This is a genomic window from Sphingobacterium puteale (genome assembly GCF_050986225.1).
Taxonomy (GTDB): domain Bacteria; phylum Bacteroidota; class Bacteroidia; order Sphingobacteriales; family Sphingobacteriaceae; genus Sphingobacterium; species Sphingobacterium puteale.
In genome coordinates this window covers 1352353-1364963 of sequence record NZ_CP158959.1, presented here as the reverse complement: position 1 = coordinate 1364963, position 12611 = coordinate 1352353, and the positions used below count along the sequence as shown (strand labels likewise).

Annotated in this window: 15 protein-coding genes; 10 read left to right on the top strand and 5 right to left on the bottom strand. The window is 40.1% G+C overall.

Features of this window, described 5'->3' with window-relative positions:
- The first annotated feature begins 5 nt into the window (after window positions 1–5).
- Window positions 6–974 (top strand): GlxA family transcriptional regulator, encoded by a 969-nt coding sequence (locus tag ABTV71_RS05665; RefSeq protein WP_121124919.1) that lies wholly within the window; start codon window positions 6–8, stop codon window positions 972–974.
- A gap of 99 nt (window positions 975–1073) precedes the next feature.
- On the opposite strand, the gene ABTV71_RS05660 is transcribed toward ABTV71_RS05665, so the two are convergent.
- Complete coding sequence (locus tag ABTV71_RS05660; RefSeq protein WP_433902459.1) at window positions 1074–2831, bottom strand: DUF885 domain-containing protein; 1758 nt, start codon at window positions 2829–2831, stop codon at window positions 1074–1076.
- 260 nt (window positions 2832–3091) lie between these two features.
- On the opposite strand from ABTV71_RS05660, the gene ABTV71_RS05655 reads away from it, so the two are divergent.
- The 3 genes from ABTV71_RS05655 to ABTV71_RS05645 are packed head-to-tail and all read left to right on the top strand — an operon-like array spanning window position 3092 to window position 5230.
- Window positions 3092–3565 carry a carboxymuconolactone decarboxylase family protein gene (locus ABTV71_RS05655; RefSeq protein ID WP_121124917.1) on the top strand — a complete coding sequence of 158 codons (474 nt, stop codon included), beginning with the start codon at window positions 3092–3094 and terminating at the stop codon, window positions 3563–3565.
- Window positions 3566–3615: 50 nt separating this feature from the next.
- On the top strand, window positions 3616–3954 hold the full coding sequence (locus tag ABTV71_RS05650; protein ID WP_121124915.1) for a YciI family protein: 339 nt from the start codon (window positions 3616–3618) through the stop codon (window positions 3952–3954).
- Between the two features lie 46 nt (window positions 3955–4000).
- Entirely contained in the window at window positions 4001–5230 is a 1230-nt protein-coding gene (locus ABTV71_RS05645; RefSeq protein WP_433902458.1) for an RNA polymerase sigma factor, read from the top strand.
- 54 nt (window positions 5231–5284) lie between these two features.
- Here ABTV71_RS05645 and ABTV71_RS05640 read toward each other — a convergent pair whose 3' ends face one another.
- Both ABTV71_RS05640 and ABTV71_RS05635 read right to left on the bottom strand, forming a co-directional pair.
- The gene (locus tag ABTV71_RS05640; protein WP_433902457.1) at window positions 5285–5848 is read right to left on the bottom strand and encodes a hypothetical protein; all 564 of its coding nucleotides are present in this window, start codon (window positions 5846–5848) and stop codon (window positions 5285–5287) included.
- Window positions 5829–6362: a hypothetical protein gene (locus ABTV71_RS05635; protein ID WP_147430424.1), complete on the bottom strand. Its 534-nt coding sequence runs from the start codon at window positions 6360–6362 to the stop codon at window positions 5829–5831. Before ABTV71_RS05635 ends, ABTV71_RS05640 begins: the two co-directional genes overlap by 20 nt.
- A 198-nt stretch (window positions 6363–6560) precedes the next feature.
- Here ABTV71_RS05635 and ABTV71_RS05630 point away from each other — a divergent pair, with 198 nt between their 5' ends.
- From ABTV71_RS05630 to ABTV71_RS05620, 3 genes are all read left to right on the top strand, one after another.
- A complete protein-coding gene (locus ABTV71_RS05630; RefSeq protein ID WP_433902456.1) occupies window positions 6561–7373 on the top strand; it encodes a hypothetical protein in 813 nt (270 codons plus the stop codon).
- A gap of 166 nt (window positions 7374–7539) precedes the next feature.
- Window positions 7540–8628 carry a DUF6688 domain-containing protein gene (locus ABTV71_RS05625; protein WP_433902455.1) on the top strand — a complete coding sequence of 363 codons (1089 nt, stop codon included), beginning with the start codon at window positions 7540–7542 and terminating at the stop codon, window positions 8626–8628.
- A gap of 72 nt (window positions 8629–8700) precedes the next feature.
- Window positions 8701–9267: an AAA family ATPase gene (locus tag ABTV71_RS05620; RefSeq protein WP_433902454.1), complete on the top strand. Its 567-nt coding sequence runs from the start codon at window positions 8701–8703 to the stop codon at window positions 9265–9267.
- Here the strand turns inward: ABTV71_RS05620 and ABTV71_RS05615 are convergent.
- Window positions 9261–9839 (bottom strand): TMEM175 family protein, encoded by a 579-nt coding sequence (locus ABTV71_RS05615; protein WP_433902453.1) that lies wholly within the window; start codon window positions 9837–9839, stop codon window positions 9261–9263. The genes ABTV71_RS05620 and ABTV71_RS05615 overlap by 7 nt on opposite strands.
- On the bottom strand, window positions 9832–10551 hold the full coding sequence (locus ABTV71_RS05610) for an outer membrane beta-barrel protein (protein ID WP_121124906.1): 720 nt from the start codon (window positions 10549–10551) through the stop codon (window positions 9832–9834). The genes ABTV71_RS05615 and ABTV71_RS05610 overlap by 8 nt, the downstream gene beginning before the upstream one ends.
- A gap of 219 nt (window positions 10552–10770) precedes the next feature.
- Here ABTV71_RS05610 and ABTV71_RS05605 point away from each other — a divergent pair, with 219 nt between their 5' ends.
- From ABTV71_RS05605 to ABTV71_RS05595, 3 genes are all read left to right on the top strand, one after another.
- A complete protein-coding gene (locus ABTV71_RS05605) occupies window positions 10771–11193 on the top strand; it encodes an OsmC family protein (RefSeq protein WP_121124903.1) in 423 nt (140 codons plus the stop codon).
- A complete protein-coding gene (locus tag ABTV71_RS05600; protein WP_433902452.1) occupies window positions 11194–11511 on the top strand; it encodes a hypothetical protein in 318 nt (105 codons plus the stop codon). It begins immediately after the preceding gene.
- Between the two features lie 100 nt (window positions 11512–11611).
- The gene (locus ABTV71_RS05595) at window positions 11612–12490 is read left to right on the top strand and encodes a pirin family protein (RefSeq protein ID WP_433902451.1); all 879 of its coding nucleotides are present in this window, start codon (window positions 11612–11614) and stop codon (window positions 12488–12490) included.
- The last annotated feature ends 121 nt before the right edge of the window (window positions 12491–12611 follow it).

Below are 12611 nucleotides of genomic sequence, written 5' to 3'. Positions count from 1 at the left end.
AAGATATGCAAATCTCTGTTTTTGTTCCCAAATATGGTACTATCGAAGGTATTACGCCAGCATTTAGAACCTTTCATACGGCCAATGAATTTTTATCGGCTTTTGGAAAAAAACCGATATTCAATGTTGAATATGTAGGCCTTAGTGAATATGTACCAGCCAATAGCGGCGAGTACACCATAAAAACAAATCGCTTACTGCAAAATGTTGACCGCACCGATCTACTGATCATACCGCCTACTTTTGGTGATATTGACACCGGAATAAGGGACAATGCCGAAGCCATACCTTATTTTAGAAAACTTCACTTAAAAGGCACCCGCTTGGCTAGCCTATGCGTGGGAGCTTTTCTTCTGGCAGAAACAGGGCTCTTAAATGGAAAAAAATGCTCGACTCATTGGGCTTATATCAGCGAGTTCAAGGAAAAATACCCCGAAATAGAAATCGAAGATGGCGCCGTTATCACCGAAAACGACAATATATACAGCAGTGGCGGTGCCAGCAGTCTGTGGAATTTGATACTATATCTTGTCGAAAAATTTTCCGACCGTGAAACGGCAGTTATGATCGCCAAATATTTTGCATTGGATATCAGCCGTGACAGTCAGTCCCAATTTGCGATATTCCGCGGCCAACGCAATCACGAAGATCTGGATATCCAGAAAGCACAGGACTACATTGAACTGAAGTATGAGGAAAAAATTACGGTCGAAGATTTAGCCAATTTTGTTAATATTGGCCGTCGAACTTTCGAACGAAGGTTTAAAGAAGCAACAAATAATACGCCCGTGGAATATATCCAGCGTGTACGCATAGAGGCAGCGAAGAAATTTTTTGAAGCTTCAAGGAAGAACGTTTCCCAAGTGATGTATGATGTGGGCTATACCGACACTAAAGCTTTTCGCGATATCTTCAAGAAAATAACGGGCCTTACACCCATAGAATATCGGAACAAATTTGCCAAAGTGGCCTAATAAGATAAAGACTACATCGCAAACGCAGCGGAATGGCATGCAACTTCAGCAACAAGCCACACGATTATCGTGTGGCTTGTTGCTGAAGTTGTGTTAAATCTACTTCTTAAGCATCATTTCCCGGATATATTTTACCGGTGAATTGCCAAAACTTAAAAATTTCTCATTGAAGGCTTTCAGCTTAAATTGAGCACCTTCTTCCTTTTTAACAGCTTCTCTTAAATCGTAGATTTCTTTATATCCTGTAAAATAGGATGTCAGCTGCACACTGCTAACGGATACTCTTTTCCACTTTCCAACGGCTTCGGCCTGTTGTTGAAACGCTTCGTCAACCAATAAATGCATTGCATCCTTTTCACTCATATTCTTCACATGAACACTATAATCCAATATTGCATTACACACGGTACGCAGATGCCATTTATACCACATCAACCACATTTCAGGAGCATTGTCACCATAGCCATTTTCCAGCATCATCTGCTCGGTATATACGGCCCAGCCTTCGATCATCGCACCATTCCCCAAAACACTCTTGATTAAGCTCGGTGACTGATTGGCATAGACCAATTGCGTATAATGTCCGGGAATAGCTTCGTGGATATTCAAAATCTGCAAAATATAGTGATTGTATTCCCGCAGATAGCTTTCTGAAGCTTCTTTGGACCATCCTGCAAGACTACCGACATTGTAGTATGTATTTCCACCTTTATCGTAGGGCCCCGGAGCACTGATAGAGGCTCCGGCCACACCGGCCATGTAGGCAGGTTCTTTCCGCACAATCAAAGGCTTACTATCATCAATATATAAAAGCTTCTTCTTCTTCACAAATTCCACCAGTTTTGGAATCTGTGCTTCAATAGCAGACTGAAAATCGGCCGCTTTGACGTGATTAACAGATAAGGTATCAATCATCTTGCGGATCAGGACCAAACTATCTGTCGGCTGCACGGCCTTTCCAAAATACTTTGGCCATAGCTCCTTACTGATTTTATGCATTTCGGTATGCAAATAACGCTTACGTGCTATTGCTGCATCGTAGATCTCCGCAGCTGTAGATCCTGATTGGATATCAAATTTAAACTTTTGATCATATAGTTCCTGCCCCAATCTAAAACCTCGCGGAGACGGATTGGATGTTTCCTTTAAATAGGTTACAAATCCCTTTATTGCTTTTACAGCTTGATCGGCTTTCGTTTGAATAGCTGCCTTTTCAGTTGCCGGAAGATTGGATTTTTTTAGAGAATCACGCAGATCGGTTTCAAATACAGATAATCCACCCAAATTTTGCTGTATGGCCAAATCTGTCAATACCAGAGCTGGACTCTTGATCTGCCCTTTCGCGGCTTCATAATAGGCTGGAATTTTCGCTATGCGCTGTTCAATAGCGTGAAGGCGGTCGTGCAGTGGAGCATAGTTCTCAGCCAGCATAAAGGCGATGGTTCCGCTTACATTATAGGCAGATGGGTTCCATTCATAAGCCCGCTCCTTTTCGATCGACCACACATTGGATTCCAGATAATTCTGGATCAAATGGTAATCCGTTTGTTGCGAGAGATTCAGATCATGCAGATCAAAGCTTTTTAACTGATCGAGCTGCTGTTTTGAAAATTCCAAGCGTAATGCCCTGCTTTTAGCATCAGGAATCGTCAATAACGAATCGTATCGATGAAAACCTACCTGTGTGGCCCATTCCGGATTTTCTTTCCAGAGCTGCTCGATGAATCTATCTTCGTAAGCTTTAAAACTTGCATTGGAGGTCGTATCCGCAACGGCTTTTTTAGAACTGGAGCTCGACCCGCAGGACGCCAGGATTCCAAAACTCAGGATAGAAAACGTATATGTTATCAGTTTCATTGGAGTAATTTGACTAAAAATAGCAATTGTTGTTGATTGTTGATCAATCACCTCAAGGATTTTACAATTCATATCGCTGCAACTTTCCAATCTATAGCTAAGTATGGAATTGGTCGATTTTACCAGAAAAAACAAAACATAAATATCTAATAATCAAAATATTAAAAACAAATAAAAAAATATTTAGCGCCTTATGTCCAATTTCTTTAATTTCAATCATTATTGTAGTGTAAAACAGTTACACTTAAAACAATAATAAAATGAAACAACGAATCAATTTTTTCGCAAAAGGCCAAAATGCGATGAAAGCTATGTTTGGATTGGGAGCTTATCTAGGTAAATGTACCATCGAACAAGAGCTTTTGCATCTGATTTATTTTAGAGTATCACAGATCAATGGCTGTGCTTATTGCCTGGATATGCATTCAAAAGATTTGCTTGCCACAGGTGAAAATCCACAACGTCTATTTTTATTGGATGCTTGGCGTGAAGCACCGCTTTATAGTGCACGTGAACGAGCAGCGTTGGTCTGGGCTGAAGCAGTAACGAAAATAACCAATGGAGATGTACCCGATGAAGTTTACGCCATTGCAGATCAGGAATTTTCTGAAGAGGAACTCATCGACCTGACTTTGGCCATAACCACAATCAATGCATACAACCGTTTTAATATTTCTTTCCGCACTGAAGCCGGCGGATACAAAGTGGGCCAACATAAAGTACAGACAGCATAACAAAGCTAAAACGAGATAAATCAATTTATTTAACAAATTAAACGCGAAGCATGAAGGATTTCATCTTATTATTTCGGCAGGCCGGCAGTGAACCGCCGCTTTTGAACGAAGAAGAAATTGCCAGAATAAACAAAAAATGGGAGGATTGGATCGGTGGTATTGAAGCACAGGGAAAATTATCTGACCATGGCTCACGTCTTGAAAAAAGTGGAAAAGTATTAAAACCGGGCGGGATTATTACAGATGGTCCGTTTGTGGAGATCAGGGAAAGCCTCGGGGGGTTTATAGTCATCTCCGCAGAAAACCTTGAAGAAGCAACAACATTGGCGCATGGTTGTCCCATTTTGGAATCTAGCGGCAGCGTTGAAATTAGGGCACTTTTGGTTTAAAAAAATTTTATGGGCAGTTGTACGCTATACAACTGCCCTATTATGTATGATGGAATCTAATTTTCTAAAACAGCTTTTTCAACAAGAATTCACCAAGATCGTCGCTGTGATTTCAAAACGTTTTGGGCTACAACACATTGAAATTGCCGAAGATATTGTCAGTGAGACTTTTTTGCTGGCTACGGAATCATGGCAAACGAAAGGTTTGCCAGCAAATCCAAATGCCTGGCTGTATTCTGTAGCTAAACAGAAAACCTTAAGTCACTTTAGAAGGAATAAAATTTTTGAAGACAAAGTGGTTCCGGAAATACATCAAAATCAGATTGCCGCGGATTATACCGATGAATTTAGTTTCACCCAGGAAAACATCAAGGATAGTCAGTTAAAGATGCTGTTTGCCATCTGCACACCTGCAATTGCCAGTGAAGCCCAGATAGGTCTTGCACTGCGGATTCTATGCGGTTTTGGGATTGAAGAAATTGCCGAAGCCTTTCTTTCAAACAAGGAAACCATCAACAAACGGTTGTTTCGGGCAAAAGAAAAGCTTCGCACAGAAAAGATCCAGCTTGAATTGCCTTCCGAAAAGGAAATCGTGAAAAGACTGGATAACGTATTGCATATTATTTACCTTTTGTTTAACGAAGGGTACTACTCCAAGACCCAGAATGAGATTCTAAGAAAGGACCTGTGCGTTGAGGCCCTACGCCTGGCTCTCATGTTATCTACTTACGAAAAGACAAATGTCCCCAAAACGAATGCGCTCATCGCGTTAATCTGTTTTCACTCCTCACGCTTCGATGCCCGACACAGTATCGATGGAGAGTTCATTTTGTATGAACAACAAAATGAGAAACTTTGGAACCAAGCCTTAATCAATCAGGGAATTTATTTTTTGAATCTCTCGGCGGATGGCGATCAATTGACCTCCTACCATATCGAAGCAAAAATTGCGCAGTGGCATTGTGCAAAAGCAGATACCGTAGAAAAATGGGAACAAATCCTTCAGCTATATGATCGTTTGCTGGCGGTGAATTATTCGCCGGGTGCAGCACTCAACAGAACCTTTGCCTTATACAAAGCTAAAGGTCCAAAAACTGCACTGACCGAGGCAAAAAAACTAAATCTGACGGATAACCACTTTTATTATGCGCTCTTGGGAGAGCTTTACAAGTATATGGATCGACAAAAAGCAATCGCGAACTTTCAGCGTGCACAAGCACTGGCAAAAAGCTCCCTGGAACGGGAAACTATCCAACGCAAGATCAATATGCTGTAAAGTTCGCGATCCGTTACACTTTGTCGGCTTTTATAATCAGCTAATTCTTCTGCCTTAGCTGATCATGGATCCCTTTTTTGAGTTTTGCCAATAAGTCATAAACAGTTCGTAAAGTTCGCTGGGTTCGATCGCTATCACAGAAGCCGAGTACATAATATTTAGCTGTTGTGAAGCCTCATCATAAGCCATTTTCCATAACATCGCTGAAAGCCGGTCTTTATAATTGGAAGCAATGCCTAAAGTGACAACCACTAAAGTATCTCCGCCTACTTTCTGTAAGTTAATTGCTGTGACATCATCCCAATTACCGGCACCGAAAGCTTTTGCCATTGGCGTAGTTTTTCCGGAGAAATGACTTTTATTCAATGAAATCTGCGCAGATTTGTCCCGAAGACTTAATAAGCCATTCACCAAAAGACCTAACATTATAAGCAATATTCCACCCGAAAATACCGCAGGTTTCACTTTTAATTCACCGTCAAAGATTCCGATACAGTACAAAAAGAGCAATAAAAGAACGATACAAATCACGCCTGACAGACTTAGAAGCTTAGTAGTTTTGCTTCTATTTCTATATAAGTTTACTTCCTGATCCATCTTAATTGCCCCAGTTGACATTAAGGTTGTGCTTTTCGGCGTATGCTTTTCCTAGAACATATACCTCATCAAATGTTTTATCAATCCCGGGCATGTAATCTTGTTGTATTTTTTGTAATAGTACCTGCTTTTCTTCAGTAGATCCCTTTTTATCACAAAGTTTAGCATAAGCAGTATACTCATTTTTATAGACCGGCAGCACCTTTTCAAATAAGGCGATAGATTTTTCTTTTAATGCTTTTGCATCATCATCCGAAACATGGAGTGCATTGATGTCTTTTAATGCTTTCTCTACTGTTTGTATCTTTATGTCCACGGTTTTTTGCGCTTCATCACCTGCGTTCTTACTCGAGGGGATATCGGCAAATTCAACAGTCTCCTGTTCGAGGCGTTTACCAAAACGGTCTGGAGCAAAATCGGCTATAAGATTAGTATTTAGAACAACTTTTCCGAAAAAATTTTCTGGGCTTGGAGCTTGGCAAGCAGTGAAAAATAGACTCGCCGACATGAAAATAATAAATAGTAAGTGCTTCATAAAAAATTTTATTTTGTCCGAAATTAATTAATATTAGTTAAACCGGCAAACCATCCCATTCTTCACTATTGCGTCCATAATAGCTAAAAAAACGTATACCGCACGCATCCCGATATTATCTTTTGCATTTCACTTGACCAACACGCTAAATTTTAATAATTTAGCAATTATAGAACAACAGATTAAAAACCGCTGATTATGGGCTTTGATATTAGTTACCATCCTATTTCTGAAGAACAGATTAACGCCTGGTATTTTGAATCGATTGCAAATCCTGAAAAAATAGAAACGCTGGCATCCGAGTATCAAATTGATGATTTCTATAAAACAAAATATCAGGACACCATAAACGCCGGTCGGGAAACAGATCAGAATGATTATTTCGACAAAACACATGGTTTCTTTATCGCCGTCGTTCAAGGTTTTTTTGAGACCTATTTCTATGTCCGTGGCGGCGCATTATCTTTCTCAACGAATAAATTATTAGATTCCTATTATAAAAAATGGGAAGAATTTATTCCAATAGCTTCGCTCACAAAAAAAGTACAAAATAGGCTTATTGAAAATTATTGCTCCGGTGTATATATTTCGGCCGATCAGGTCATTCGACTGTTGGAAGACTATCACCATAATCCTGAAATTAGATCGGAATTGGATCAATTATTTTCTGAGGGACGCATCACGATTTTCTTAAAGGCATTGAATTATGCCAAAGAGCGTGGTCTAGGCCTCCTGGAAGCTACGGAAGTTGTGGAACCTCAGCCTTTTGATCTGAATGAGTCTAAAAGTTATTCTAATCTCTTTAACTGCGACAAAGAAGGTCCATTGCTTTATCAAACCACAGCATTCGAACAGATCAAAGATATCGAACAGCGTAATGGTCTCCCTGAAAATGAGATCCTACCCAATTTGAAAGTTGAAAAAGCACACGTAGATCCTGCGGAAACAGATACGGAGAATTCACATGAAATCAGCAAAAAGAAAAACTTTTGGAAACGTTTATTTGGTTAAATCCGGGCACACAGAGACAATGTTACAAATCCCGCCGACACATTCAGCCGACAATGAAATCGTCAGCTCCAGGATCGTCTTCGCGATGAAGAGAACTTTGATCGCCTTGAACGTGAATTAAAAACAATGATTTAACCCCTTTCCTCCACTAATAATACTTGCTGCCATGTCCATTGTTTTATTCATTATCATTGTTTTTTTTGTGGGATTAAATTATCTACTTCGTTCCACTGTTAAAAAACAACATAAAAAGATATCTTCCGTTGAATATATTGTTGTTATTGGCTACATACTATCCTTAGCTTTATTTGGAGCAGGTCTGTTGACCCATTCGAGTCAATATCATGAGGCTGTCGATCCCGTTGATGGCGCCTGCTACCTACCTTTTGGTGGGAAACATGCCCTATCGCTGGCTATCTATTTTGTTGCTTTCAATGTTGCTGTAATCGCCGTTTGGATAAAAGGTCGACAAATACCACCAATCCCCTTAGTCCTTGCCCTTATTATTTTGATGTTGGGATGTATAATCAGTATCTTTGTGCTGACTCAGGTAAGCTATCACGATACATCAACCTTAAGCATCTATGTCGGGAATGAAGGCACCTTTTACTTTATTTTTACACCGCTTTTCTGTTTTTGTTTTGGCATAGGTTTTATCTGGAAGATCATCCAGGAGGAGAAGACAACAGCGATCCACAGAAACTATCAAAATCCTATACTGAACAACATCAATAGGCAGCTTTCGTCCAAGATGGACTATCCGGTATGGGCGCTGATCTTACTTGTTCCTTTCTTTGTCATCATGACTGCTATTCTTATCCTATTTGGCCAGGAGAGTGACTCAATGGCCAAAGTGTTCACCGAGACCACTACCTGGGCTTTTTCTCAGAAAATGCATCCACCTATTTTAGACCATCGGGGACATTACCTCTGTACCGTGGCTGCAAAAGGTGATCCAACAGTTGTAAAACCATTACGTTTAGGCAATCGGCATGGAAATACGATCATCGTTAACCGTCAACTGCTGGTGGCTAATGCCTTTGAGGAGATCTTAAGCGACTTATCTCCAAAATTGCATCGTTATATACGTTATTTTTACGACAGATACGGATACAACATCTCCACCAGAATCAACTCGGTCGGGGCATCAAACCTAACCTACAGGGTAATGAAACCACTGGAATATACTTTTCTCTTCTTCCTTTATCTATTTTATGTAGAGCCCGAGAAGAAAATCGCCAAACAATACACATAATCATTTCAATCTTTACATCCTTCGAATAAGCACCTATATTCAATGCATTGGAGGACCATGACATTTTTTTATATGGATCAAGAAAATTATTTTATTGTCCTAACCGGGGGACCCGGTGTCGGCAAAACTACATTACTCAACAAATTAAAAAAAGAAGGCTATAGAACAGTGCCCGAAGAAGCACGTCGAATCATTCAGGAACAGGTGGCAAAAAACGGCAATGGCTTACCTTGGAAGAATAAGCAACATTATGCCTCATTAATGTTGGCAGCGTCCAATGCTCGTTACCTTTTCGAAATCAAAGAAAACACCCAACGCCAAGAGTATGTCTTTTTTGACCGGGGTATTCCAGATACACTCGCCTATATCGACATGGAAAAGTTAACTGTTGCGGCTCCTTTACTTGAAGAGGCTAAAAGATACCGTTATCATAAAAAAATATTTATTCTTCCGCCATGGCAGGAAATTTATGAAACCGATCTTGAGCGAAAGCAGACTTGGGAAGAAGCCGAAGCTACATTCTATCAGATGAAAAGAGTCTATGAACGGCTTGGATATATGGTCATAGAAGTACCTAAAACATCCGTCGAACTACGCTATCAATTTATATGCGAATCGCTCGGATTAGCTACTCACTGATCTTTCATTAAGGTTTCGATGCGACGATCCGGAATTAACCACATGATGGCTACTGTACCATACATCAATAGACTTACGTACGGATTTATAAAAGATATACCGATCCCAAGAAAATACAAGGCTGTAGAAATATTCTCCTTGGTCTTCGATTTGACGGCACGTTTCAAAGCTGACTCTTCCCCTTCCGTCTGGACCGCAAAATATTCAACAATGTTGTAGGCTACGGAACACATGATCAATACAACGCCATAGGCAATAATGGGATCACGTTCAAAATGGGATTCACCAATCCAGTTGGTTGTCAAAGGCATCAAGGAGAGCCAAAATAAAAGGTGTAAATTTACCCATAATACTTTCCCATTGACTTTCTGAACAATCTGAAAAAGATGATGGTGATTATTCCAATACAACCCAACGTAGACAAAGCTGACTACATAGGAGACGATTTTGGGAAACAGGGGTTTTAAACTAGCAAAAGTGTAACCTTCAGGTACTTTTAATTCGAGTACCATAATGGTAATGATGATGGCCAATACGCCATCACTAAATGCTTCCAGCCGGCTTTTAGTCATTGTTATAAATCGGTGTTAAAAACTGATATTGCAGCCCCAGGCGAAACACATTCAATCGTGCCGGTCCTGGGTTATTGCCATCTACTCCATCACGATAATCCTTTAAACCCCAAGAATAGCCTGCAAAAATCGTATAACGGTCGTAATTGACATTAAACTGTAATCGCGGGCGAATATCAACATCAATTACTTTACCTCTATCCCGTTCAAAACTTGTCTTATTGCCACTCTTATCTTCGATACTTCCGTTTTCCTTGATGTTCAAAGTCTTCGCTACATCAACACCGAATTGCATATCCATTGTCATCGGTTCAAAATAAACACGATAGCCGACGAAGGGATTAAAATTCAAAAATTGTTGGTTGAGCTTGGTCAGCCCACGACTGCCATTTGCGAATTCATTGCCTTCCAGGTCAACCTTGGTCTGTAAACGTTCAAAAGCAGCTTCTACACCTAAAAGAAAGTTATTTGCAAAGACATAACGGTAGTTCACTGCACCACCCAGATTAATTCCATACTTTTTACCATAAGGATTATTGGTATAATAATCCTGCTGACCAGAGCCATTTAAAGTGCTTTTAGCGATGCTTCCAGACCCCGTAAAATTAGAGACACCGGAAGTTACACCGACACGAAGCTCATGGGTTTGTGAAAAAGCCGCAAACGGTACGGCACAGGCTATACATGCAAAAAGTAAAAATCTCTTCATCATAAAAATATAAAACAATCTAAAATTAAGAAAATTTAGGCGATTGAGCCGATATTGTCACTTTATTTTTCAAACAATTATTTTTTGTTCCATCATGCAGTATATTGAGTCAAATTCAGGTAGCCAAATAAGTCCCTCTTTTCCATATTTCTTGAACTACATCAATGGAATTGAACCAAATGGACTTTAATTTTGTTGTATCAAATCAAAGGAATACATCGTATGAAATATATCTTAGAGAATCCTGTCAGCGGTCATATTGGCCAGCAAAAATATAAAACGACCATCCACTGGCGCAATGGTGAATTGATTACCGATGAACCTGAAAAATTGGGTGGAAAAGATCTCGGGCCTGACCCATACACCCTATTGGTCTCTTCCCTCGTTTCCTGTACATTAGCAACTTTGCGGATGTATATTGACAGAAAAGAACTTCACATCGACGAAATACAAGTCACGGCCAATTTATATCTACGAATTGAAAAAGAGCAAGTAGTGACCTATTTTGACCGAGAAATTTCATTCGGACAGGCAATCGAAGAAAACACGGTATTACGTTTACGGCAAATTGCCGATGAATGTCCGATTTCAAAGATATTAAAAGGCAATTCCGTTGTGAATACAATCATGAAAACAAACAATTAAATGAAGAATTTAATCATTATTTTGTTCGGAAAAAACGAGGAAATCCTCCACACACTACAGCGGATCATAACGGGTACAAATGGCTGGCAAGCGGTCATTCAGCAAGATCTCTCCACTTGTAAGAAATACCTCTCCAGTTACCCTGTCGACATCCTGCTGCTGAGCTCTGGTTTATCAACACTAGAAGAAACCGAAATCATGGACCATCTTTCTTATTTAGACCATCCGATTGGTTTGATAAAACATTATGGAGGTGGAAGTGGGCTTTTGAAAAATGAAATTTATAGTTTATTCCCTGATTTGATTCCCGGCAAATAAATGAATTCACAAAGAATGGTCTGTTTTTTTGGGTTATTAAACCAGTTCAATGAAAAATACTCCTTAGCAGACTAATTTTGAATATATAAATCGTAAGATCATGAATAAACAAAACTTTATAAAAAAGGGACTTTTAGGTTCCGGAATATTTGCATCAAGTGCTGAGTCAGCAGATGTCATGAAGAATGAAATCGATGAAATAGAACCTTTGGAAACATTGGATGCCAATGCAGTGCAATACAAGTCCGATCAACTGGAAAACCATAGTGTACTACACAAAGCAACGAGCCGGGGTTATGCGGATCATGGCTGGTTGCAGAGTAACCATACCTTTAGTTTTGCCAATTACCATAATCCCGAACGTATGCATTTCGGTGTACTCCGGGTACTGAATGATGATATTGTTGCCAAAGGCAGGGGTTTCGGATTGCATCCGCACGACAATATGGAAATTATCAGTATTCCCCTGGAAGGGGATCTGGAGCATGAGGACAGTATGGGCAATCAGGCCATCATCCGAAAGGGAGATATCCAGGTGATGAGCGCAGGGACAGGTATCATGCATAGTGAGTATAATAAAAACACCGATCAGTTTGTTAAATTTCTGCAGATCTGGGTCTACCCGAACCAACGCAATGTAGCACCTCGGTACGATCAGATAACCTTGGACAAATCACAAAGACACAATAAGTTTCAACAGATCCTTTCACCTGATCCGGCAGACGAAGGAGTATGGATACATCAGGATGCATGGTTTCATATGGGTAATTTTGACAAAGGTGCTGAAGCAAATTACAAAGTTAGGAAAGCTGGAAATGGCGTTTATATTTTCGTCATAAGCGGAAGTGTCAACGTAGCGGGACAAGAGCTGGAAACGAGAGATGGCTTCGGTATCTGGGGTATTTCGGAAATTAAACTCATGGCCACTTCGCCCGATACTGAGATCCTCCTGATGGATCTTAACATGATATTAAATTAATTCACTGTCATCTTGAAGCGACAGATAAGCGAGATATGATTAAAATATGGCATCACTTTATTGCTTTTACCGCCGGCTAAATCCAGCGGTATGCGTAAGCCGGATGCTCGTATTCCTGATC